Source organism: Geosporobacter subterraneus DSM 17957 (genome assembly GCF_900142145.1).
Classification (GTDB): domain Bacteria; phylum Bacillota; class Clostridia; order Peptostreptococcales; family Thermotaleaceae; genus Geosporobacter; species Geosporobacter subterraneus.
In genome coordinates this window covers 47,030-71,407 of record NZ_FQZV01000003.1, presented here as the reverse complement: position 1 = coordinate 71,407, position 24,378 = coordinate 47,030, and the positions used below count along the sequence as shown (strand labels likewise).

Here is a 24,378-nt window from a genome sequence, read left to right as displayed (position 1 = left end):
CACTTTTTCATAAAAAAAAGTAAGTGAAATGCCTACTTTTATCATTCCACTTACCATTTGAAAACATACTCATATGCTATTGTTAGTATTATCTTACTTTGCTACTTATTGTACCTCCGCCTAATAATAAATCTCCTTGGTAAAAAACAACAGCTTGCCCTGGTGTAATGGCTCTTTGGGGATTTTTAAAAACGACCTTCATTGTCTTGTTTTCCATAGGGTATAAAATGGCTTCAGAAGCCCTTGCATTATAACGAATTTGAGCTTGAACGGATATAGGCTCATTAGTATAACTTAAATGTATAAAATTCACATCTTCTGCTATCAGTTCCGCTCCAAACACATCTTCGTTGTCTCCTAAAACTACTTGATTGCTTTCCGGTCGTATCTCTACTACATAGCTTCGTTTTCCCAGTGCGATCTCTAAACCTTTTCTCTGTCCTATCGTATAATGAACAATACCTCTGTGGGTTCCAAGCTTTTTTCCCGTAGTATCTACAAAATCCCCGGGCAAAACAACTTCTGGTTCATTTGCCTCAATGAAGCTGCCATAATCATCATCTTTTACAAAGCAGATTTCTTGACTATCTGGCTTGTAAGCATTGATAAATCCCATTTCTGCTGCAATTTTCCGCACCTCATCCTTCGATTCGAAATCTCCTAAGGGCATGAGGGTATGAGCCAGCTGCTCCTGAGTAAAGTGATATAGGGCATAGGTTTGATCTTTTCCGGCTGTGTTAGATTTTTTAATTCTATATTGCTGGGTTTCTGGATCATAGATAATCTTCGCATAGTGTCCGGTGGCCACATAGTAAGCACCCAGCTGATGGGCACGACGCAGCAATTCATCAAACTTTATAAACCTATTGCAGGCAATACAAGGATTGGGTGTTCTTCCCCTTTTGTATTCATCAATAAAGTACTGAATCACTTTTTTTTCAAATATGTCCTTAAAGTTCATAACATAAAAAGGTATCTCCAGCCGATCTGCTACTCTTCTGGCATCGTCAACTGCTGAAAGACCACAGCAGCCACCGGAGCTTTCCTGTTCATCCCCATTCATATCCGGCCAGACCTGCATGGTTACACCAATAACATCATACCCCTGTTTCTTCAATATATAAGCTGTTACAGAGCTGTCTACGCCACCGCTCATGCCAACAACTACTTTGTTTTTATCTAAGCTCATTATCATCTCACCTATATAGTATTATTTTAATCGAATTCTAACAATTTATCAGAAAAAAGCCCAGATATTCTGGGCTCTGTTTTAGTGTTCTTCTTCGTGATGATGGTGGTCTTCTGTAGGATCAAAGTCCTCTAAGCCGGCAAGCTGTAAACTATTTTTTCTTGCGTAATCCAGCAAGGCTGATTTTACTGCCTGTTCGGCTAAAACAGAACAGTGAATCTTTTGCGCCGGAAGACCGTCTAAGGCTTCTACTACCGCTCTATTGGTTAACTGCAGTGCCTCTTCCACAGTCTTTCCCTTAATCATTTCTGTTGCAATACTGGAAGTTGCGATTGCCGATCCGCAACCGAAGGTTTTAAATTTCACATCTACAATTACACCATCATCTATCTTTAGATACATTTTCATTATATCTCCGCATTTGGCATTTCCTACCTCGCCAATGCCATCTGCATTTTCGATTTCTCCCACATTTCTAGGATTCATAAAGTGATCCATTACTTTATCTGAATACATTATTTTTGTCCTCCCTTTACCTTCTCATATAGTGGTGACATTTGTCTTAATCGATCAACAACCTTTGGCAGTTCCTGTAAAACATAATCAATATCTTCTTCTGTTGTAAAATCTCCAATGGTTAAGCGTAAAGAACCATGGGCAATCTCATGGGATAAGCCTAAAGCCATTAGTACATGGGACGGATCTAAAGAACCGGATGTGCAGGCTGATCCACTAGAGCCGGCAATTCCTAACATATCCAAGCTAAGCAGTAGAGATTCACCTTCAATAAATTCAAAGGCAAAGTTAGCATTGCCGGGAAGTCTATGCTCCGGATGTCCATTCAAACGAACATAGCCGACCTTTTCCATGATGCCTTTGATGAGCTTATCTCTTAGAACTTTTACATGCTGAATATGTGCCTCTAGATTCTCATCTGCAAGGGCTGCAGCTTTTCCGAAACCAACAATTCCCGGTAAATTCTCTGTCCCCGCTCTTCTTCTTCTTTCCTGAGCACCCCCATGAATCAAAGAGTGAATCTTAACACCTTTTCGTATATAAAGGGCACCGATTCCCTTTGGTCCATAAACCTTATGGGCAGATAGGGACATCAAATCGATGTTTAAATCGTTCACATTGATCTTTATATTGCCGAAGGCCTGAACGGCATCTACATGGAAGATAACTTTTTTCTCTTTGGCAATTTGTCCAATTTCCTTAATTGGCTGAATAGTACCGATCTCATTGTTAGCGAACATAATGGTGATAAGTATCGTTTGATCTTTAATAGCGCTTTTTAAATCATCTATGTTAATTCGGCCATGGGCATCTACCTCTAGATAGGTAACTTCAAAACCGTTCTTTTCTAGATATTCGCAGGTATGCAGTACAGCATGATGTTCAATCTTAGTAGTAATAATATGATTACCCTTATCTCTATTTGCATAGGCAATCCCTTTTATAGCCCAGTTGTCGGCTTCAGAACCTCCGCCTGTGAAGAATATTTCATCGGCCTTCGCACCAATTGACTTAGCCAGTTGTTCCCTTGATAAATCAATAGCCTGCTTGGCTTCCCTGCCAAAGGAGTGAATACTGGAAGGATTGCCAAACTTTTCTGTAAAGTAAGGCAGCATTTCATCAAGTACTTCCTGCTTCATTGGCGTTGTTGCGGAATAGTCTAAATATACCCTCTTCTTCATGCAATCATCTCCCAAATCGTTTATATATAATACATATAAGTGTCTTTATTATTCATTCGTTTGTAATCATCAATCATATTTTGCAGGGTAATAGAATCTACAACTTCATTAATACTATCTCTAATTTTCTCCCATATAATTCTGGTAACACAGCAATCTGCTCTTGAACATTCATTGCTGTCATCACTCACAACACATTCGGCAGGTGCTAATGGTCCTTCAAGAGTTCTAATAATATCCCCAACGGTAATATCTTGGGGTCTTTCTGCCAACACATAACCACCCTGTGCACCCCGAACACTTTTCACAAGCCCTGCTTTCCTCAAGCTAGCGAAAAGTTGCTCTAAATAATGCACAGATATATTTTGTCGCTCGGCGATGTTGTTTAGCGCTATGGGACCTTCTCCATAGCTTAATGCCAGATCAAACATAGCCTTAACGCCATATCTTCCCTTAGTAGATAATCTCATTTCATCACTCCCTTCGAATCCCAAGTAAACAACTAGAAATTCATTCTTAGTATATTATACCCAACTAAATTTGTCAACATTCACTTATATGTTTTTTGGCATAAAAAATAGTCGACTGACATAATGTCAGCTGACTATTTTTTAAAGTAAGCTTTATACCACTGGATAGTCTTATACAGGCCCTCTTCCAGACTGTATTTAGGAGTCCAATTTAAGAGCTTTCTAGCCTTTTCTGCTGAAAGATACTGATGCTTTATTTCATGCTGCCCTTGATTCAGTATTACCGGTTTCAGCTCACTAGACATCAGTGTCAGAATTTGATGAACAAGTTCTAACACGGTCAATTGAATTTCATTGCTAAAATTAAAAGCTTCCCCGTAGATTTTTCCATCCTCCATATTTTCAACCAGGAGCAGATAGGCAAAAACTGCATCCTCAACATAAAAATAATCCCTAATAAATGTACCATCGCTGCGGATTTCAGGTGCCTTGCCATGAAGGATTGATTGAATGGTCTGAGGTATAATTCTATTAAAGTTTAAATCCCCTCCCCCATACAGGTTACCGCATCGGGTAATACAGACGGGAAGCCTATAGGTCTGATAATATGCCTGTGCCAATAAGTCAGTGCAGCTTTTAGAAACATCATAGGGATGTTTACCTTGCAGTGGCATAGTCTCATCATAGGGAAGCTTTTCTTGGTCGCCATAGGCCTTGTCGCTGGAAGCAACAATTACCTGCTTAATGGTTGGAGTTCTGCGGCAGGCTTCCAGCACATTCCAAGTTCCTTCGATATTTGCCTTAAAGGTCGATAGGGGATTTCTGTTGGCAATACCCACGATCGCCTGAGCTGCAATATGAAAAACGATTTCGATCTCGTACTCTCCCATTATTCGCTCCAGCAGCTGCAAATCTTCAAGGGAGCCTTTGACAATATTGATTTTTTTATCGTAACCCTCAGATATTAATTTTGAATCTGCAACCCAATCTCTTATTAAACCTGTTACATTAGCCCCTCTGTTCAGTAATTCTTGTACCAGATAGCTGCCCAAAAAACCAGTGCATCCAGTCACAAATACATTCCTATTTATCCAAAAATCCTTATTTGCCATCTTTCCACACCTTCCATGACTTTTTCTGCTGCCATATTTGATTGGCATCCTGGAGATCTTTATAGGTATCCATAGCAATCCAAAAACCATGATGCATGAATACGGCTAGTTGGCGATCACTGACTAGGTTTTGCATTGGATCTTGCTCCAAGACACAATCTTCGTCTGTTCTAAGATATTGAAAAACCTCAGGATTGAAAACAAAAAAACCTCCATTAATAATCCCTTCTGTTTTCTGTTTTTCTTGAAAGGATTGGGCTACACCGTCTTCAATCGAAAGGGTCCCATACTGGCTTTTTTTATGAATACCTGTTACGGTTCCTATTTTTCCTTTTTCAATATGGAAATCCAACAGTGCCTGTAAGTCGATATCTGCCAATCCGTCTCCATAGGTGAGCATAAAGGGTTCATTTCCAATGTATTCTTGTGCACGTTTAATTCTCGCTCCTGTCATGGTATTTATGCCGGTATCAATAAAAGTAATTTTCCAGTTCTCAGGCTGATCAAGCATATGGATGTACCCATTGGGTTGATTCATATCTAGAACAAAGTTATTACTTTTCCATGGATAGTCCATGAAATACTCCTTTATTTTTTCTCCCTTATATCCAAGCAGTAATATAAAATCATTAAACCCTTGGTGATGATACAACTTCATGATATGCCAGAGGATAGGTTTATCACCCACTGGCGCAAGGGGTTTAGGTACATCCTCTGTTATATTTTTCATCCTAGTGCCTTTTCCTCCACACAGGATTACCACTTTCATTAGAATCCCCTCCCTGGTTGATCTCCTCTTGGGATTTTCTATAATTTAAATTATGCAGACATGCTCATTTCGGTGAATGGGATTTCTTATTAAAAGCGATAGCTATGCTGCCGCTAAATCTTCATTTTTTTATAATCTAACAGATTCAAATACTGCTGCTGAAGTTCCTGGGCATGATGCTCCCATGAATAGTGTTCTAATATATAGGTTCTTAATAGATCACTTTTTGGCGTCTCTAAAGCCATTAAGGTGCTTGAACGAATACTTTCAAGGTTATTGGGGTGACAATAATTGATCATGTTTTTAAAAACCTCCTTAGCTGAGCCAATTTCAGTAGAAACAATGTTGCAGCCCGCTGCCCCGGCTTCAAGGTTTGCCAGACCAGGATACTCCAACCAGCTGGGGAGAATATGAACATGGGCGTGGTGATAGAGATTCAAAACCTGCTGATGATCCATTTTATTGATGAAGATTGTTTTCTCTCCTGCTTCTGTACGGCAAAGCTTATAATACTCCTGATCATTAATACTTCCGACAAAAACTATTGGTATGGAGTCTTTTTTTAATGCCCGGATGAGGTTCAATTGATTTTTCTGATAACTAATTCTCCCGACACATAACACATACTGGTTAAATCCATATTTATTACGGATATAATTCGATGTTTCTGCTGAAGCAATATTTGTGCCATAGGGTATAATCTTGTATAACTTTTTGTAGTTAAAATTCTGTTTGATGAGATTTGCTTCTCCTTTACAGTGAAGAATTGATAAATCAACATGGTCGAAAATATGTTTTCTCTTTTTTTCTCCATTGATCCAAGTATCCAGCTTTGAGATCTGATTGGTAGTCTTAAGATATTCACTGAGATCCCAATAAATAGGTGTCAATGCAACTGCCTTATCTCTAATGGATATATGGTTCATAAAATTATATAATTCACTGGCCCGTGAAACATTAAATAGGTGGATGACATCATAGGTATTTAGATTAATTCTATGATCCATGCATATATCTGCAGTGATTTTATACCTTCCAAGCTGCTTTTTTAAAGCACAAATAATGGTTGTATCTCCTGCCGGATTTTCTACTAAATCCTTTCTTACAAAAAACAATACTCTCATAAGATCCTCCTCTTTTGGTTCGGCTATCAATGGATGGTCTATTGATATAAGCTCGCTACTATACTGTATTCATTTTTTATTTTTATGGCACAAAAAAGAACCACCTTATGGTGATTCATCCCCTTTTAAATTTTTTGGGATCTATATCTGGATCTTCTATTGAGGTTGGAAAAAAATCCTCTGGAAAAATCCTTTTTTCAAACTCCTCGCATAACTCCAGTTCAATTGCTTCATAAGGTTCTCCCACCAGTGGTTCCTGAAAGGTACCATATGAGGGGAGCTGCAGCCGCACTCTGCCGACTACGCTTATAATCATAAAAATCCCTATAGGTATTATCAAATGTTCTCCTTCGGATTCTGGGAAATGCAGGAGCTCTGTTCTGGTTTCTGCAATAATCCGGTAATTAAATTCACTTCTTGCTTCTGGTATGTACATTACAGCGTCCTTTTTTATTTCAGGTAAATTTCCATTCATAGCCTTCACTTCACCACTGACTTGATCCCGTACGATTAGCTGGTAAGGAATTTGAATTTGAAATTGTACCCTGGAATGACCTGGACGTTTAGAGCCTAAAGGCGTGATTTTTATACTATCCTCCAATAATTTTCCCTCTTGAAAGGTAATGTTGATAAACTGAAATAAGTCTCCAGACTTCGGCATAACAACAGAAAACTTAGGTAAGCAGCTTCGAAACTGATAGCTGGAATATACCTGATCTGCAATAATGTTGACTGACTCCAGCGGATCAAATAGAATTTTACTTTGCTGTTTTTCCTGCTTATATGCTCCTCTTTTTAGACCTGTGTAGGGTTCTGGTTCACTAAGCTTTCGAATACTTTTCTTATTCTGTATTGTATTGTCATTTATCATGAAATCCCCCTCCTATTCCAATATCTATTATATTGTACTTTCCATATCTTGTTTTCATCACTTATTTATTTAATACAAGTGTCATATTTTCCAAAAATCAATGATAAATATATAGTGGGACAACACTTAAAAAGGAGATATGTATATGGTGAAGAGCAATGAAAAGCATTTTATCTATTACGGATCCTCTGGATTTTCATACCATTTCTATCTAGTAGGAACAAATTTATATGTAAGGGTGCTGAAAGAAGCTATCACCTATAACACAATGAAATTAGAAGAAAAGACTGTAGAATTTTCTGTTGGTATAGATACTGCTGGGAAATTTCATATAGCCTCCATATTAGAAACTGGGCATCTAAAATATGGTATCTATTTTAATGAAGCATGGGAATCCAGAAATTTAATGACCTTTGATCGTTATCACAGCCAACTAAAAAACATCATCCTATTTGTCTTTGAAGAAAAAATTCATATTCTTATGGCACAATCCTACACAGAAAACAGCGATCTTTGGATAATCAAACACTACTACTGGAACAAACAGAGTTGGGAGAATCAGAAAATATGTGAGATAATAACGGAGCCCTATGATGTGGCGTTTCATGCAGATTTGGACAGTAAAAACAATATACATCTCGTCTATAAATCCCGTGTTGGTAAGTATTATCAGATTTATTATGCAAAATTTCTCTTGAATTATCGATCATGGAATATTCCTGTTAAAATCAGTGAGGGCCTCTACGAACATACCCACCCATTTGTTCTCTGTGACAACAAGGATCAATTGCATGTCACATGGTCCTCCTTTATTGGTGGACACTATGAAATTCGTTATTTTAATGCAAAACAACCGATCTCATATAAAAATAATACTCGAAAGGAAATTTTAAGGATTTCAAAAAATGGTACAGATTGCAGTCAACCCTACCTTATTCAATTGGAAAATGAGATGATTATATTCTGGCGAGAGGGAATTCATCTATTTTCTCAAGCAAAAGAGCATGACAGCGATAAGTGGGGGGAAACCCGATGGCTCGCAAATCTATCAGAAAAGAATCTTGCTAGAATTGGTGTACTAGGCAACAGCTACAGATTTAGGTCTCCTATAAAGGTTCTTGCAGCATTGGGTTATATAAATGATGAAATATTATTACTTGGAGTTGATTCAACCGTGTCACAATCAAAGGATAAAGAGGATCACGGTGAAACTGAAGAAAAAGAGGAAGAAGTACAGCCACCAGATATATTTATAGACCCCTTTAATATAATCGATGAATCTGAAGTCTTAAAACCGGAGAATGATCTTTATGAAGAAACCGGGATTTTTGAAAAGCTGGAAGAGATTATCTATCAAAACCAACAGATACAAAAGGATCTTCAATCTATTATAGAAAGGCACCAATCATTGCAAGCCGATACAGCCGATCAGTTGATATCATTACTGAAGGCCGCGAGAGACATCACTCCCGGTAAGAAGGGTTTTATAAAAAGATTGCAGGATTTTTTCATAAAAAATGATCCCTAATCATGGGATCATTTCTTTCGTAAGGAATCAAGCCTTTCTTTGATGCTTTTTTCACTTCCATTTTCTGTGGGTCTGTAGTAGCTCCTTTTCTCCTCATATAGATTATTAGGCAGATACTGCTGCTTTACATACCCCCCAAAGTCGTGGGGATATAAATAATTTTTTCCAAATCCTCTTTTTTTAGCACCACTGTAATGAGCATCCATAATGTGGGGCGGTGGTGGGTCGATGTTCCTTGTACGGATGTCTGAAGCAGCTTGTTCGATAGCTACAATGCTGCTGTTGGATTTTGGCGAGCAGGCCAAAAAAAGCACTGCTTCAGCAAGGATTATCCTAGCCTCTGGAAAGCCTACCATTTGTGCTGCCTGTATACAGGACAGAACAATAGAAATAGCATTAGGAGAAGCTAGTCCTATATCTTCGCTGGCTATCACCAGCAGCCTTCTGCCGATAGTGAGGATATCTGCTCCACCTTCAATAAGCTGCGCTAAATATAAAATGGATGCATCAGGATCACTCCCCCTGATACTTTTTTGTAAAGCAGAAAGATAATTGTATTTATCTTCTTCCCGATCATAATAGTTCATTCGCTGCTGCATGGCTTCGATAATCATATCTTTTTCAATCTCTATATCGTTCCCCAGGGATCTTACGATAAATTCCAGTGTATTGAGAGCAATTCTTCCATCTCCGTTGCACAGGGTTGCTATAAGATCGATATTCTCCTGTGATATGAGAACTTTTCTACTACCTAACCCATTTTTATGAGAAATGGCACGAATTAACATTTGACTTAATTCCTCAGCAGTCAGTGACTTTAGCTCATAGACTGCCCGTACACGGCTAAGCACTGCAGGATTCATTGCAAAATAGGGATTTTCCGTTGTGCTGCCTATAAACCTGATGGTGCCTTCCTCCAGAGCCTTCAATAAGGTATCCTGCTGGCTCTTGTTCCAACGATGACATTCATCCACATAAACGTATGTCGGTTTGTATCCCAGGGTATATTTAGTCTTTTTGGCATAATCGATGATTTCTTTTAAATCCTTTGTTCCTGTAGTAGTGGCATTTAGCTCATAAAAATTAGCATCAAGTTCTTTAACGATGATTCTGGCCAATGTGGTTTTCCCCGTACCGGGAGGTCCAAAGAATATGGCAGAATCAAAGGTCTTGTTTTTGATAGATTGGTAGAGCAAGGATTTTTTATGTAAAATATGAGCTTGTCCGATAAACTCCTCCAGGGTATCGGGTCTTATTCTGATTGATAGCGGCTCCATCATTTGTTTCCTTTCTGTAATCGTTTCATTATAGAATATATCATCTATTCGATATGAAATCCATAATCCCCTTCTACAAATTGAAACCCGCCCGCTTAAAGTTAAAACAACAAGAGGATGTGCGTTTATTACACATCCTCTTGTTGTTCATTAGCAATCTATTCCAGGACCTGAAATAACTTCATCTAGCTGTGGTGGGAAAAATGCAGGTGGCAGCTGTGCATTAAATACTTCACAAGGTTCTCCTAAAGGTTCACAAGGTGCAGGTGGCGGACAGAATCCGAATGCAGGTATCACTAGCTGAACAATAAGCTCGCATTTTATTACATTGTATACTCCAACTGTAAATACTGCAAAGCATACATCATCGTATGGATCTAAGGTTGCGCCTTCATTTCTCTCGATTTTAACATCTAGGATAGTAGCCACTATTTCAAGCTTGATGATTTGATCATCTTCATCAGTTGACGGATGAATTGTACCTGTTTGATCCACTCTGCTTTCTCTAATGATAGTTTGTGTGTCTGGACAATATAATGGTCCAACAGTTTCTGTTCTTCTTAGTATTAGTTCATTGTCCTTGGAGATCGTGCAATCATCGAATACTACATCATATAGAATTCTTAACTGATATTTGTAGGTGATTATCTTACGATCTGGATCTCCTGGTAATGGTCTCTTTTGGATTACTTTAAATGATCCAGGTACAAGTCCTGCGACTCTTACATTAATGATGCTCTCAACACTACAATCTACGCGAACCCGTAAGTCTGGATCAAATACAATTCCTTCATCTCTATCTTCCTTATTTGGATCTCCAACTAAGCAGATTCTTAGAAGGCAAGAGTCATAAACCTTAGGAATCTGGACACACACCAACTCCCTTGCATTTCCAAATTGCTCTCTCAGCTCTTCTGGAATAAAGCCAGGTGTAAATAAACTGATTCCATGGGCTGAGGATGAATGTCTGTACATATCGTGTACCCCCTTCTTTATTGATCAATTATATTGCTATCAGTCTTAAGTATAAAATCGCCTGTTCTAATTGTATATTATGATACTCATTAAAAATTGGTGAGTAAATTGTTCAGTTTATATATATAAATTACCAACATATTGTGGAAGGGGCATTAATATATTTCTAGTAAGGCAGGTGATGGAAGTGTTAGATATTGGCAGGTTTGATACAAATGCAAATATCCATAGGACAGCTTATCGGTTTAGCTTAGATGATTCTCAATACCTTCGCTTCGGAATACAGGGCGAGGAATTATCTGAGAAATCGGTACATCCTTATCCTATTAAAGAATATGCTGTTGATCATGACAGCCATGGGCATATCGGAGCTGTTATACTGGACCAGGAAGGACAATTCTATTATTATAACTTTAACGGACAATCGTGGGATACACATCTTTTGTATCAGGCGGCTTTAGATGCAGAAAAAATTGACTTTGTAGATATAAAGTATACGAATCGGAATCCGCAAATTTTTTTCTGCTGGCGCGATCTATCTTCTCCTTTCAAGGTTTCCATTGTCACTTACTTTACAGAAGACGGCAGCTGGAAGAAAAAAATTATTGCCAGAACCTATTTTAAGAATAATTGTAAACCCTATTGTATAACAAAAGACCATGGTGATAATCTCTACTTATCCTTTCTAACGAATAACAATATGATTTACGATCTTAAATTATCGGTTTACAGGATTGAAACTGCTCAATGGGAGGATGCGTTTTATCTCTCTGATTGTATCTATATTAAGAATTTCTTCATAGACATGCTGGCAGATGAAAAAGGCAACCTACATATCAGCTGGACTGACAAAAACAAAAGTAATTATTGTATTAAATATCTCTGTTACACGATAGATTCAGCAAAAAAAACAACGAATGTTGTTATTGAGAAAGATCAGCCTATTAAATGGTTTTTTCAGTATATTAACCATGATGTTTTCATGATCATATATGTTGCGAATGAAGAAATTTATTATATTTATGCTCATTTATTACAAAATTGCGAACTCATCTGGTCAAGAGAAGGAGTACGGATTCATCATATAACAACCCCAGTATTCAGTAAGATCCTTCCTGAAAATATTACTCATACAAACTTTGGCTTATATAATGATCTTGAAAGTAAAACCTTATTAAATCTCTTCAGCTTGGTTTCAAGGGAAGACTTAAATCAATTGTCAGTACTTGAGGCGAATTTATCATTGGCTGCAGAAAATAGGTTTAGCAATAATCCCTCGATGATCAATAGGGATATGTCCATCAGCAATCGTAAACAGCAACCCTATCATAATCCGCCTATTGCTGCAATCAGCAAAAGTCAGCTTGAATCCAACGGCAGGAAAAATATAATCAGTACAATGGAAAGTGAAATTCGCTTTTTAAAAGAGGAAGTGAAGAAGTTAACCGATTTGAATCGAAAATATCTACACCTAATTAATGAAAGTGGTGACAAAATCAGTCAATACAAAGAGCAAATACAAAAATGGGAAGGTGAAAAAGATATTTTTCAGCACAAAATTTTGGCATTGGAAAAAAAATGTGTGTCCTTGGAAAAAGAGAGAGAAAAACTTCATGGGGAGTTGATACTTTCTCAGCAGCAGAATCAACTTTTCAAGGATGGTATAAAAGAAAAGGAAACAATTCTCACCCAGCAGAAACAAGAAAATGTGGCAAAAAAAGAATCTGGATTTTTCAAAAGAATATTCAAATAAAAAGTTCTCCTATTGAAGGAGAACTTTTTGATACTCTACTTGTTTATCCCTGCGGTGAATTTCGAAGACAGATTGAAATGGGATTTTTCCATTTCGGACTAATTCTAATGCTTTTTGCAGATCAGCCTCATTTGAAAGATAAACTGCTGAATTGCAGGACTTTGCAATTGATCTAGGTGCTTTTTTATAAATGCTCTCTATGTTGTGTCTTCGGAGGAGCTCCTCTATATAATAAGCATGATAATTCGACGTAAAAACGATAATGTATTTTCCTTCTCCATACTGCATACGATCATCTCCTGTCTAACGATTTCACTACAGTATATTCTCGGCATGAATTCTATGAGACAGGTAAAAGAGAGCTCTTCTACACTTTTTTATTTTATCTTTTTAAAGACATATTCGGAAGTCATTAGCTGAAGCAAAGCTCCATATTCAATATCAAAGGCTACTTCATCTCCAACGCTGTATTCCTTTAGCGAATCCGTAACATCAACAATCAGGTGGTCGCTGCTAGCACCTAAAATTGATATTTTCTCATCCTTTGGAATCAAATTATTTACAGATACATCCTGTCTTCCTATGGCCAGAATGGCTCTTTTTCTAATACCATGATCCTCAAATACAGGCTTATTGCCAAAAGCGTCCATGCCAATTTCTCCAATAGGCACCGATGGCTTTTCTTTTAATTCAACAATTTCAGCGATCAAAGTAAATGCATCCTGATAGGTACCAGAGATTGGCTCTCCAAAGGCGGTTTCCCTTCCGAGGACAATGGATTCGCCCAACCGCAAATGATTGATGGCTTTTGGCATCTCCCCGCGTTCCAATAAATAAAGGCTGCTGGAATTTCCACCAGATATAATTTCCATTCGGATTTGGAATGTATCTTCAATCTCCATGGCAATATTTACCAGCTGTCCCAGGTTCGTCGGATTTGGAATGACACCTCCATAGCAAGTCAAATTGGTTCCTATACCAACCAATTGAACCCCCTCTAATTGGGTAATTTCTTTAATGGTTGTGTGAATTTGGTCACTCCAAATTCCTTCCCTTAGATCCCCTAGATCAATCATTAATATGATTTTATGCACCTTTCCCTGCTTTATTGACGCTTCAGATAGTTTTTTGATAGTAGCTATTTCAGAATTCAAGCTGATATCTACCAGTGAAACTACTTTCTCAGCTTGACTGATCATTGGAAGCCTCAGAAGCAGCTTTTGGATTGGAATATGGGCTATTTTTCCAAAGTTTTCCAATCTTGCATCTGCCAACATGTTTATCCCACCCTCTACCATGGCTTCAGCTACCTGTGGAACAGCGCAGAATACTTTTGTGACCCCTGCTACCTGTATTCCTGCATTTTTACAACGATCGACCAGCACTTGTGTGTTGGCTCTGATTTTGGAAAGGTCTATCTCAATTCGTGGACAAACATCCATATTTCTACCTCCAGTCGATTAAAGGATAGCCGGGAATATTGTCCCGGCTATTATTCTATCATTAGACTTTGCTTCATTAGATTCAATGCTGCTTCCGGATATCTTTTTGATAAAACCCCTAAAGAAGCCATGATGTAATGGTTGTCAATAAGAATCTGTGCTTCCGGGGTTGGCAACAGATAGTCTCCTTTGTTGCGCAAAGCTATCTCTTTTAAGATATCTACCCTTTTAGGCAGTCGCGAGAGTGCACCGCCGGTTCCAATGATCCATTTAATATTGGTAAGATCTTTTCCCTCTGCCAAGGTCTTCTTACCTGTTGGCCCATAGAGATGACGAAGCTTTCCAGTATGACGGTTCATTGCTGTGAGGACTGCCTCCAGTGTAAGTATTTCAACAAATTGGATGGCTAAAGGTGTATCCGGTATTGGTTTATGTGTCTCAATCAGGGTTTCTACATCTCCATCCAATTGCTTTTGCAATTCTTCTTTCCCAATTCGCTCTACGATGTTTCTCATATTTACATAAACTCCAAGATCGCCCTCTACAGTACGCTTGGCCAGAGGTTCCGGACTAATTAAAATCCTATTGATCTCTTCACTGCCTTCCGTGACAGAGTGTACATCCGTAGTAGCACCGCCGACATCTAATGTGATGAGATCTCCAATATTTTCCTGCAGCAGCTTAGATGCTTCCATTACCGCTCCGGGCGTAGGAATGATCGGTCCCGTAACCAATTCTCTCACTCTTGACATCCCCGGAGCATGAATAATGTGTTCTTCGAAGGCTTCCTGTATTACCGAACGGGTAGGCTCTATATTGAGTTGGTCAATCTTCGGGTAAACATTTTCAACGATATAGAGTTTATTAGGTTTACCTTTAAAGATTTCTACGATCTCATCTTGATTCTCGATATTCCCCGCATAAATAATCGGCACATCAATATCCAAATCAGCGATTAGTTCTGCATTATAGAGAGCTGTTTCTCTTTCTCCATAATCAACGCCGCCTGCTATGAGAATAAGATTTGGTTTAATTTCCATAATGTTTTTTAAATCAGTTCTTCTAAGCTTTCCACCTGTCACTTTGTGAATGATGGCACCTGCACCTAAAGCAGCTTCCTTTGCTGCTCTAACGGTCATATCATAGACGAGTCCATGTACGGTCATCTTTAATCCACCAGCTGCACTACTGGTGGCAAGCATCTCGTCATATGAGAAATCATCAATTTTTAGGTTTTTTTTAAGATCCTCAATTGCACCCTGCAAACCGATATTTACATCACCCTCTGATACAGAAGTAGGGGCCTGACCTTGCCCCAGAAACCTGGGGCGGTCAGAATGGATGTCTGCAAAGGCATTTACAACGGTAGTAGTACTGCCTATTTCAGCAACAAGAATATTAATTTTCATTTTGAATTTCACTTCTTCTCTTCACTAAGAAAGTGGCTACATGAATACCTTTTGTTCCTCTTCCAAATCCTGCATCAACACCCTGCTTTACAGCCAATTCCGGTGTTACCTGTGTACCGCCGCACAGAATCATGATTCTATCACGAACTCCCTTTTCAATACAAAGCTCATGGATTCGTTTCATATTTCTATAATGTATGTCATCATGGCTGATAATCGTAGATGCCAATATAGCGTCTGCATTTAGCTCAATAGCAGCATCAACCAGCTTTTCAAGGGCCACGGACGTCCCAAGATAATGACATTCGATACCGTATTTTTCGATACCGCCGTGCTTAATATCTATGATTTCTCTCAACCCAACAGAATGCTCATCTTCTCCAACTGTACCTGCTACGATCTTCATCGGCTGAGCTGCAATGGCTTCTCTCACTTCTTGTTCGGACATGATTTCAGGTTCCGGCGGGATAACAAGATCCTTTGTATCTATTGCAAAGGCAACCCTACCCTTTAACTGAATTCGTGTACCCTCTGCTGGATGCATGGTTTCCTTATGAATGACTTCTACGTCCTCAAGACCCATTTTCTTACCAATTTCAAGGGCAGCAAATTCTGCTACTCGTTTGCTGGCTGGAAGGAATAGATCCATTTGTACGATTCCATCACCCATCCACTCCACTTCCGGAAGGATTTTTGAAGACTCACGAAGTTCCTTTGTTTCTTCCATTCTCACATTTACATTATCTGTATCATCCAATTCATCAATGTAGATAATTTTTTCCGGTACTTCCAAAGTGGAACCATCAATGAGCTTAGAAGGGTTATCCTCTGCTGTTTCATCGTACTGCTTCACATTGTTGTATCCGAAATGAGCTGTAACGGGTGCAAGATAATCTGCATCTCTTTCAAAGATTGCGCCTACGCCGATGCCTCCATCAATTTTTCTTGCGATACCATCGCCATTTCTTTCGGGATAATGGCCTGAATCTACAAAGAATCCTTGTTCCACTGCCTTGAAATAGCCGCCGGTTTCCAAGATTTCCTCCATAAATAGTACAGCTCTTTCTTTCAGCTCACGAACCTTCTCCGGCAAATACCCTTCCTTCTTCAGTTCGATCATATCCATTAAGCTGTCCATACCTACAAGTGCTTGTTTTGCTGTATCGCAGGCTTCCATATTGTAGATGTGCCAAGGTACATTTCTTCCTTCATCCGGTGTAATGGTAGATTGGATATCCGCACTGGTTAACCTGGAGATCATTAGGTTCAATACATGAGTTACAGTAGCTTCTCTAGTAGAAGATTCCATGTATTTCGTGTTCATTTGTGCACGCATCCGGTATTCAGAGAATAGGTCTCTTAAAGCTACTGCGTAAGGTAAATCCAAGTGCATGGACGGTGCCGGAGGTGCGGTTGGAGGTACTGTAGACAAACAAATATTTGTCTTTTTCATACCTACTTTTACTGAATAAATTGAGTTTAATGCATGTTGCACCATTAGCTCAGGCATAACCTTCCAAGCTTCTCTAGCAGTAGCATTGGCATTGTGTGCTCCATCGATTTGCGCCATATCCGCCCATGTCATGATTTTTTTAGACTCCGCTGCATCTACGAAGGAACGGATCATATTGATGTTTCTGTATAAAACATTATATTGTGGATCCTGATGCGCACCGTTAACACCTTCTTCTGCAAACATCACGGCGATATCAGGACCTGCAACACCACTTACATAAGAATGATAGTTAATCGGCCTGCCTACTTCTTCCTCGATAAGGTCTAAGGCTTTTCTTTGTGCTCTTACTTGCTTTCTTGTAATAGGAATTCCACCGATACCTTGAGGTGTACCTTCGATGAGGCCGTCAAAGTGGGATTGGCCAGCTGTACGGATAACCATGATATGATCTGCTCCATGCCATGCAGCCATTCTCATACGACGAATATCATCTTCGAATCTCCCGGAAGCGATTTCCGTAGTAATAGTATAATCCGGTTGTGGATCGATATCACCAAAATATTTGGCAGATGGAAGGGGTACACTGTTTTTAAGAGGTTTAGAACAGTTTTTATAATTAAATGGACCCATTTGAAGATTCTCTTCTTTTTCTCTCCATGTCCATCCTCTTCTCTTAGGTCTGTAGCTTTCTAAGTCTTTCAAGATTTCTTTAACATCAATCTTTTCATTGATTTTTAACTCCATTATTTTGCACCCCCTTGAAACATTGCTGCTGCTTCATCCCAGTATTTCCCCTCTACCAGGGCTAATCCAGCTTCTCTGATTGGTAAATTTTTTTCTTTAGCCAGCTTATATACCACGTGACCAGCACCTTTGCCCATTAGACCACGATCCATTACCCCCTCTACAATCGTCTTTGCCTCAAGACTTGAGAATCCCATTCGAAGCAATACAGACCTTTCGATCGATGGAGTCGTATTCTTATAGGCTAGATCGATCATTGGATCAACAATTTTTTCTGCCAACTGCCAAAATCTCTCCTTTAGCTGCTCATCTGTAAGATTGGCAAGGTGGGCTCTACGTTGTTGAAAGTCATCTGCTCTTTTCATGCTTTCTCCCTCCATATTCTTAATTGATTTAAATAGGGATAAGGCATCCCCGCTGATGCCCAGCCCATTTTAACTATTCTTCTATTTCAACTGTTTTCTCTTGAAGTGCCTGTTTTACAAAATCTACAGAAACCTTGGCGTCCTGCGCCAGGAACTCTAGGTCTGCCTTTGAGACAAACTTAATGCCAGTAGTTTCAATGCTGTTGTGAATATAGGATCTTCGAATTTTATCCATATCTATTTCCCGTACCTGTATAAGACCAGGATTTTCCGGTAAGATAATATTGGTTCCCGGAATCTCATCCTTTGGATTTCCAAATTTGATTTCAATACCATTTTGCCGTGCAAAGGATAATTGCGCCTGAAGGTGTTTACCGGCCCCTGTATATTCAGTCTCTTGAACGACGATAATCTGGTCCTGATCTAATTCCTGTGCGATACTGAAAGCTGCTGCCAGGGAAGTATTGCCTGCCGGTCCTCTTTCAAGTCCTTGCAGCTGTGCCAAAGCTTCAGTCATATAGAACACTTCTCCTTGCGACACCGTTACATAGCGATCCATGTATCTTAGCGGTCTTGCAGCTGATCTTGGTACATCAGAACGGTCTGGCCATGTGGAAAAAGGAATGCCAAAGCCTGTGTGTCCGGTTGTGAAAGATTTTCGGTTAAACTGTTTATCACTTGCCATATGCAGGCCTTGAAGATTTACACTGGCACCGACTACCACAACCCCTTCTGCACCGGCTTTCATAAGTCCTCTGGCTGTACCTGTAAGGTTTCCGCCTCCTGCATTGGTACATACCACTACATCCGGGTCTCTTCCTTCCTTCTCTCTAAACTGCATTGCCAATTCATAGCCTAATGTCTCTACACCGGCTATACCAAAGGGCGTATAGAGAGACGCATTAAAATACTGGGTTTCCTCCAGAAGCTTTAAAAATGTATAGAATAACTCTGGCCCTACAGAAAGCTGAACAACTTCTGCTCCATATGCCTCGCATTTTCTTGCCTTTTCAATGATCTCCGGCTGTCCAACACCTCTGCTATCGTAGCATTCCTGTACAATAATGCATTTTAGTCCCTGCATCGCAGCTTGGCTGGCAACAGCTGCACCATAGTTTCCGCTGGTAGCAGCGATAACTCCTTTATAGCCTAGTTTTTTCGCATGATAGACTGCATTGGCAGCTCGTCTGGCTTTAAAGCTCCCCGATGGATTAGATGCCTCATCCTTAATAAAAATGCGGGCACCTTTTCCTTTAGGTGCAAATTTCCTTACTAGAGCCGTAAGATTGCGCAGCTCTAACAGAGGGGTATTGCCTACGCCAGTTGAACCCTGGATGTTTTGCATTTCTTCTAGGGTATATCCTGTCTCCCGCATCATCCGTTCATAATCAAAGGCAATGCTGCCGGATTCGAAAACGCTGTAATCAATACCAATAGCCTGTTTCATAATCTCATTTCTACGGGACATTACCCCTTGATAACTCATATCCTTATGCATTGTTTTCACCTCCTGCAAGCATTTCTTTCAATTGAATGCCAATTTGCAGAAGCTCAGGAACAAAATCCCCAAAGTTATGTTTGTAAGCAGGATGAATCTCTACCAATTTCCCGTTAACTTTTCTTCCGGTTACTGTAGTAATCTTAACTTCATCTCCTATTGCTGCATCTTTTTCAAGAAAACCTTTTACCCAAGACTCTAAAGGTACTTGTTTCGTATCTTCAGGAACTTGTGGAGCTCTCTCTTCCGATGTTAAAACTATGTTGTGGATCATTACCCAATCGCCTTTTCTTGCTTCCATATCGATCTCCTACCTTTGGATTAAGTCTCTCATATCTCCCATAATAGCTCTTGGAACTGGTAAATCTAACATTGTTTTTAATCCTGGTGCTGCATTGATTACATGTGGAATCATGTTTACACACATAGCAATCGTACCAAGACCGCCTTCAACTTCAGGCTTATTCGCCATATTGATAGGAGGTGTTCCTTTAATTGTGATATAATCTCCTGTTTCCGTTCCTTCCATTTCCGGTTCGATCTGCTGAGGATGGATCATATCTATTTTTACTTCTCCATCTACCCAAGCTTGAGCAGTCATGTTTACTCCTGCAACATTTCCGGCTGCAGCAAAGCCGTGGGGTGATTTTCGATCTACAGATGTAACAATTGGCTTCATTTGCTGGTCAAATTTTTCAACCTTCCAACCGATAGCATCTGCGATCATTCCGATAGACTCAGCAAAGCCAACATGTCCTGCCAAAGTGCCTTCTCTAACACCTTTTTCAAATTCTTCTACTGTGATACCAACACCTTGCTCCTCCATAACTGCGTGACCAAAAGGAGATAAGCTGTTTACTCTCTTTGCTTCGATATGTTCAACATCAACCATGCATCCAGTTAAGCATACAACCAATAGGTCCATCATAAGTCCTGGATTGATTCCTGTACCTAGTACAGTCACACCGTTCTCTTTAGCAATTCTATCAAGTTCAGCTGCCAGCTCTGGACTTTGCGCCTGCGGGTATGCCATTTCTTCTGCAGTTGAAACAACATTAATTTTTTTCTCAAGTACATATTTAATACGCGGGAAAGCACTTTTTGTAAAGGAATCCGTAGCACACAGACAAACATCACAGCTTCCTTCTGTTAACACTTCTTCGATGTTTGGATTAATAATAACCTCAGGTCTGTCTCCTCGATCCACACCGAGCACCTCATACATGCTCTTACCTACTCTGGATGCATTTCTATCGCACACCCCTACTATATCTACACCTTTCTTCTTAAGAAGCATTTTTGCCATGCCGCTTCCCATAGCACCAAATCCCCAAATTGCAACTTTTACATTTTCCATATATAAGCACCTCCATCATTATTTGTATATACGCACTTATTATTTGCAATTTTCTTGCCAAACTTATTCTTTTCATTAAATTATTTTGTCAGGAAATATACAGATTTTCCTTATACATCTATTGTTTTTTGCAATTTTATTCAATTTTCCATTCAATTTTACTGAAAATTCCATATATGTAACAATCAAAAATAAAAATGCAAATAATTTTGCACTTACGCATGCAAAATTATTTGCATTTCACGCTTTTATCTGACTGTATTTTTTAATTTTGTGTTGAAGCGTCTGACGCTTGATTCCTAATCTTTCTGCAGCCTTGGAAATATTATCATTACTTTCTTTCAAAGCTTTAAGGATTAAATCATATTCGATTTCTTCTAAGGTATCTGTTAGATTTTTATGGGGAGTCAATCTTCTTGCGGATGCAGGTGCAAACATTTTTGCACTTATTTGCGGGGGAAAATGTTCTATCTTCAAAAGTTTTTCATTTTCAATAATATTCATGGCAGCTTCTATCGTGTTCTCCAATTCTCTAACATTTCCCGGCCATCTATAGTCTCTAAAGATATTTAGCACCTTTTCTTCAACATCTTCAACCTTTTTGTTCATTTTTATGTTTATTTTTTCTATAAAGGCTTTCGCTAATACTGGAATATCATCTTTTCTCTCTCTTAATGGTGGTAGGTTGATTGGAATTACATTAATCCTATAAAACAAATCCTTTCTCAGAATTCCTTTTTCTACAGCTTCATAGGGTTCTTCATTGGTGCTGGCAATAATTCGTACATCTATCGGTATATCCTTCACACCACCAATTCTTCTAACATAACCCTCCTGCAGCACCCGCAGCAGTTTTGATTGCAACAATAGACCCATAGAATTTAGTTCGTCTAAAAAAATGGTTCCCCCATTTGCCTGTTCGAATAACCCTGGGCGGTCTATTGCCCCTGTAAAGCCTCCCTTTACAGTACCAAACAATATTCCCTCCAGCAAAGCTTCCGGAAGAGCAGCACAGTTTTGTGCTATGAAGGGCTTATCCTTTCTGCTGCCGTTGTAATGAATACTTTGTGCAACCAATTCCTTTCCTGTCCCTGTTTCACCGTATATAAAGACACTTGAAGAAGAAAAGGCCGCTTTTTTAGCAAATTCTATAGCCTTTAAAAAGCCTTCATTCTGTCCAATGATACGATCAAAGGTAAACTTCCTTTCTTTTGATACGATCCTGCTCTGTGGCTTGGACAGCTGAAGCTGCAGTGTCATGATTTGATCGGATAGGGCTTTTATTTTTGTAATATTTTTTGCGATTTCTAGAGCCCCTACCTTCTTTTGATCAAAATATACCGGAACAGTAGTACTGATAGTGGTAATTTCTTTATTTTTGTTATTGAGATATGTCTGGGGATGGTCAATCAAGCTTTGCTCTGTTGATAATACCCTTAACAGCGTGCTATTGTTCCAATCCAAGCTAGGAAAAAGCTCCAACAGGGGTTTATTGAGTACATCATTAGGATTCATTCCTTCCAGCTCCGCCATGGCTTTATTATAAATAATGGTTCTTCCTTCATTATCTATAACATGAACTCCTTCATCTATGGATTGCAAAACAATTTCCAATATCTCATAAAAATAGGGCTTCAAGAAATCCCTCCTTTCCTGAGGCTGTATCTTATTTAATTCTATTTTTTATTTCTAAACCCTTTTTTAAAAGCTTAGTTAAAGTTTAGTGTGGATATTATATATTTTAGACATAGATTGTGATACGGGTAGGGGTGGACGACTCTGTCCACCCGCAGATGCCCAATAAAACAAGCGGACGCGGGGGTCCTCACCTTACAAAATCAACATTATAGGTAATAGAGCCTTTTTAAAAAGCATGGTCTAAGGACCATGCTTTCGTCTTATTCATATAATGGATATTTTCGATATAAGCTTTCAACCATTTCTATGGCATCATCATGATCTGTTGGATTTTCTACAACGATCTTGATGATCTCTGCAATGGTCACCATATCCTCCTCTTTCATTCCCCGGGTGGTCACGGCCGGAGTACCGATTCGAATGCCACTGGTTACAAATGGGCTCTGTGGATCATAAGGAATGGTGTTTTTGTTCACTGTAACACCCATTTCATCCAGCAATAACTCTGCATCCTTGCCTGTAATGTTTTTATTGCGAAGATCTACCAGCAACAGATGGTTGTCGGTTCCGCCGGATACAATGCGGAAATCTCTTTTTGTCAACTCTTCCGCTAGTTTTGCTGCATTCTTAACAACCTGCTGCTGATAAGTCTTGAATTCATCCGATAGTGCTTCTTTAAAGCTTACAGCCTTCCCTGCAATGACATGCATGAGAGGTCCGCCCTGTATTCCAGGGAAAATTGATTTATCAATGGCTTTTCCGAACTCCTTCTTACATAGTATTGCACCGCCTCTTGGGCCCCGTAAGGTTTTGTGGGTTGTTGTGGTTACAAAATGTGCATGCTCACAAGGATTTGGATGAAGTCCTGCAGCTACAAGTCCGGCTATATGAGCCATATCTACCATGAGATAAGCCCGTGCTTCATCGGCAATCTCTCTAAATCTTTTGAAATCTATGGTTCTGGAATAGGCACTGGCCCCAGCAACAATAAGCTTTGGTTTAACTTTCAGCGCAATTCGCCTTACCTCATCATAATCAATTCTTTCATCTTCCTTTGATACACCATATTCTACGAAATTATAATATTTACCGGAAATATTTACGGGACTGCCATGGGTTAGATGCCCACCATGGGATAGATTCATACCAAGAACCGTATCACCAGGCTCAAGAATCGTAAAGTACACGCCTAGATTGGCATTGGCTCCTGAATGTGGCTGAACATTGACGTATTCTGCATTAAACAGCTCCTTGAGCCGCTCTCTTGCTAAGTCTTCAACAATATCGACGTATTCGCAGCCGCCATAATAACGTTTTCCCGGATAGCCCTCTGCATACTTATTTGTTAAATGACTCCCCATGGCTTCCATAACGGCTTTACTAACAAAGTTTTCTGAAGCAATCAACTCAATTTTTGTCTTTTGCCTGTCAATTTCCTTTTCGATTGCATTGAATACATCTACATCGACTTGCATAAGATTGTCAAAATTCATTGTTCAGTTCTCCCTTCATATGTATTATGAATTACTTGAATCTTCCATAAACTATTATAGATATAAATAGTCAATTTTACAAGTTTACTTTTTTATACTGCATCCCATATAGTATTATTTCTAGTTTTCATTGATATTAGACATAAATTAGCGTAATATATTACCATGTAGAAGACAATCATTGATGCTATCATTCTATTGATTTTTTGGA

The 24,378-nt window shown here is 39.2% G+C and carries 22 protein-coding genes; 2 read left to right on the top strand and 20 right to left on the bottom strand.

Annotation, left to right across the window (positions count from 1 at the left end; translation table 11 throughout):
• Positions 1 to 88 precede the first annotated feature (88 nt).
• From mnmA to BUB56_RS00330, 8 genes are all read right to left on the bottom strand, one after another.
• A complete protein-coding gene (gene mnmA, locus BUB56_RS00365) occupies positions 89 to 1,195 on the bottom strand; it encodes a tRNA 2-thiouridine(34) synthase MnmA (RefSeq protein WP_330392517.1) in 1,107 nt (368 codons plus the stop codon).
• 75 nt (positions 1,196 to 1,270) lie between these two features.
• The gene (nifU, locus tag BUB56_RS00360) at positions 1,271 to 1,708 is read right to left on the bottom strand and encodes a Fe-S cluster assembly scaffold protein NifU (protein WP_207650374.1); all 438 of its coding nucleotides are present in this window, start codon (positions 1,706 to 1,708) and stop codon (positions 1,271 to 1,273) included.
• Positions 1,705 to 2,886 carry a cysteine desulfurase NifS gene (gene nifS, locus BUB56_RS00355; protein WP_110939390.1) on the bottom strand — a complete coding sequence of 394 codons (1,182 nt, stop codon included), beginning with the start codon at positions 2,884 to 2,886 and terminating at the stop codon, positions 1,705 to 1,707. Before nifS ends, nifU begins: the two co-directional genes overlap by 4 nt.
• A 20-nt stretch (positions 2,887 to 2,906) precedes the next feature.
• A complete protein-coding gene (locus BUB56_RS00350; RefSeq protein WP_110939389.1) occupies positions 2,907 to 3,356 on the bottom strand; it encodes an RrF2 family transcriptional regulator in 450 nt (149 codons plus the stop codon).
• 134 nt (positions 3,357 to 3,490) lie between these two features.
• Positions 3,491 to 4,468, bottom strand: coding sequence for a GDP-mannose 4,6-dehydratase (locus BUB56_RS00345; protein ID WP_110939388.1), 978 nt, complete (start codon positions 4,466 to 4,468; stop codon positions 3,491 to 3,493).
• Positions 4,458 to 5,237 (bottom strand): glucose-1-phosphate cytidylyltransferase, encoded by a 780-nt coding sequence (locus BUB56_RS00340; protein ID WP_110939387.1) that lies wholly within the window; start codon positions 5,235 to 5,237, stop codon positions 4,458 to 4,460. Before BUB56_RS00340 ends, BUB56_RS00345 begins: the two co-directional genes overlap by 11 nt.
• Positions 5,238 to 5,350: 113 nt before the next feature.
• Positions 5,351 to 6,361 carry a glycosyltransferase family 4 protein gene (locus BUB56_RS00335; RefSeq protein ID WP_110939386.1) on the bottom strand — a complete coding sequence of 337 codons (1,011 nt, stop codon included), beginning with the start codon at positions 6,359 to 6,361 and terminating at the stop codon, positions 5,351 to 5,353.
• 115 nt (positions 6,362 to 6,476) lie between these two features.
• Entirely contained in the window at positions 6,477 to 7,232 is a 756-nt protein-coding gene (locus tag BUB56_RS00330) for a hypothetical protein (protein WP_110939385.1), read from the bottom strand.
• A gap of 145 nt (positions 7,233 to 7,377) precedes the next feature.
• Between BUB56_RS00330 and BUB56_RS00325 the strand changes: the two genes are divergently transcribed.
• Entirely contained in the window at positions 7,378 to 8,760 is a 1,383-nt protein-coding gene (locus BUB56_RS00325) for a hypothetical protein (RefSeq protein ID WP_110939384.1), read from the top strand.
• Between the two features lie 8 nt (positions 8,761 to 8,768).
• Here the strand turns inward: BUB56_RS00325 and BUB56_RS00320 are convergent, their stop codons facing one another.
• Positions 8,769 to 10,037 (bottom strand): replication-associated recombination protein A, encoded by a 1,269-nt coding sequence (locus BUB56_RS00320; protein WP_110939383.1) that lies wholly within the window; start codon positions 10,035 to 10,037, stop codon positions 8,769 to 8,771.
• Positions 10,038 to 10,187: 150 nt separating this feature from the next.
• Positions 10,188 to 11,012, bottom strand: a complete 825-nt coding sequence (locus BUB56_RS00315; protein WP_110939382.1) for a hypothetical protein — start codon at positions 11,010 to 11,012, stop codon at positions 10,188 to 10,190.
• Between the two features lie 181 nt (positions 11,013 to 11,193).
• On the opposite strand from BUB56_RS00315, the gene BUB56_RS00310 reads away from it, so the two are divergent.
• Positions 11,194 to 12,765, top strand: a complete 1,572-nt coding sequence (locus BUB56_RS00310) for a hypothetical protein (RefSeq protein WP_190013995.1) — start codon at positions 11,194 to 11,196, stop codon at positions 12,763 to 12,765.
• A gap of 9 nt (positions 12,766 to 12,774) precedes the next feature.
• Here the strand turns inward: BUB56_RS00310 and BUB56_RS00305 are convergent, their stop codons facing one another.
• From BUB56_RS00305 to BUB56_RS00260, 10 genes are all read right to left on the bottom strand, one after another.
• Entirely contained in the window at positions 12,775 to 13,053 is a 279-nt protein-coding gene (locus tag BUB56_RS00305; RefSeq protein ID WP_110939380.1) for a putative Se/S carrier protein, read from the bottom strand.
• Between the two features lie 89 nt (positions 13,054 to 13,142).
• Positions 13,143 to 14,207 carry an ornithine racemase Orr gene (gene orr, locus BUB56_RS00300; protein ID WP_110939379.1) on the bottom strand — a complete coding sequence of 355 codons (1,065 nt, stop codon included), beginning with the start codon at positions 14,205 to 14,207 and terminating at the stop codon, positions 13,143 to 13,145.
• Between the two features lie 50 nt (positions 14,208 to 14,257).
• Positions 14,258 to 15,616, bottom strand: coding sequence for a GlmL-related ornithine degradation protein (locus BUB56_RS00295; protein WP_110939378.1), 1,359 nt, complete (start codon positions 15,614 to 15,616; stop codon positions 14,258 to 14,260).
• Positions 15,606 to 17,816, bottom strand: coding sequence for a D-ornithine 4,5-aminomutase subunit OraE (oraE, locus tag BUB56_RS00290; protein WP_110939377.1), 2,211 nt, complete (start codon positions 17,814 to 17,816; stop codon positions 15,606 to 15,608). The genes BUB56_RS00295 and oraE overlap by 11 nt, the downstream gene beginning before the upstream one ends.
• Positions 17,816 to 18,181: an ornithine aminomutase subunit alpha gene (locus tag BUB56_RS00285; protein WP_110939376.1), complete on the bottom strand. Its 366-nt coding sequence runs from the start codon at positions 18,179 to 18,181 to the stop codon at positions 17,816 to 17,818. Before BUB56_RS00285 ends, oraE begins: the two co-directional genes overlap by 1 nt.
• A 73-nt stretch (positions 18,182 to 18,254) precedes the next feature.
• A complete protein-coding gene (gene ortB, locus BUB56_RS00280; protein WP_110939375.1) occupies positions 18,255 to 19,679 on the bottom strand; it encodes a 2-amino-4-oxopentanoate thiolase subunit OrtB in 1,425 nt (474 codons plus the stop codon).
• Complete coding sequence (gene ortA / locus BUB56_RS00275) at positions 19,672 to 19,980, bottom strand: 2-amino-4-oxopentanoate thiolase subunit OrtA (protein ID WP_110939374.1); 309 nt, start codon at positions 19,978 to 19,980, stop codon at positions 19,672 to 19,674. Before ortA ends, ortB begins: the two co-directional genes overlap by 8 nt.
• A gap of 9 nt (positions 19,981 to 19,989) precedes the next feature.
• Positions 19,990 to 21,036 carry a 2,4-diaminopentanoate dehydrogenase gene (ord, locus tag BUB56_RS00270; protein ID WP_110939373.1) on the bottom strand — a complete coding sequence of 349 codons (1,047 nt, stop codon included), beginning with the start codon at positions 21,034 to 21,036 and terminating at the stop codon, positions 19,990 to 19,992.
• Positions 21,037 to 21,276: 240 nt separating this feature from the next.
• Positions 21,277 to 22,674: a sigma-54 interaction domain-containing protein gene (locus BUB56_RS00265; protein ID WP_110939372.1), complete on the bottom strand. Its 1,398-nt coding sequence runs from the start codon at positions 22,672 to 22,674 to the stop codon at positions 21,277 to 21,279.
• A gap of 260 nt (positions 22,675 to 22,934) precedes the next feature.
• Positions 22,935 to 24,167, bottom strand: a complete 1,233-nt coding sequence (locus tag BUB56_RS00260) for a serine hydroxymethyltransferase (RefSeq protein ID WP_110939371.1) — start codon at positions 24,165 to 24,167, stop codon at positions 22,935 to 22,937.
• Between the last annotated feature and the right edge of the window lie 211 nt (positions 24,168 to 24,378).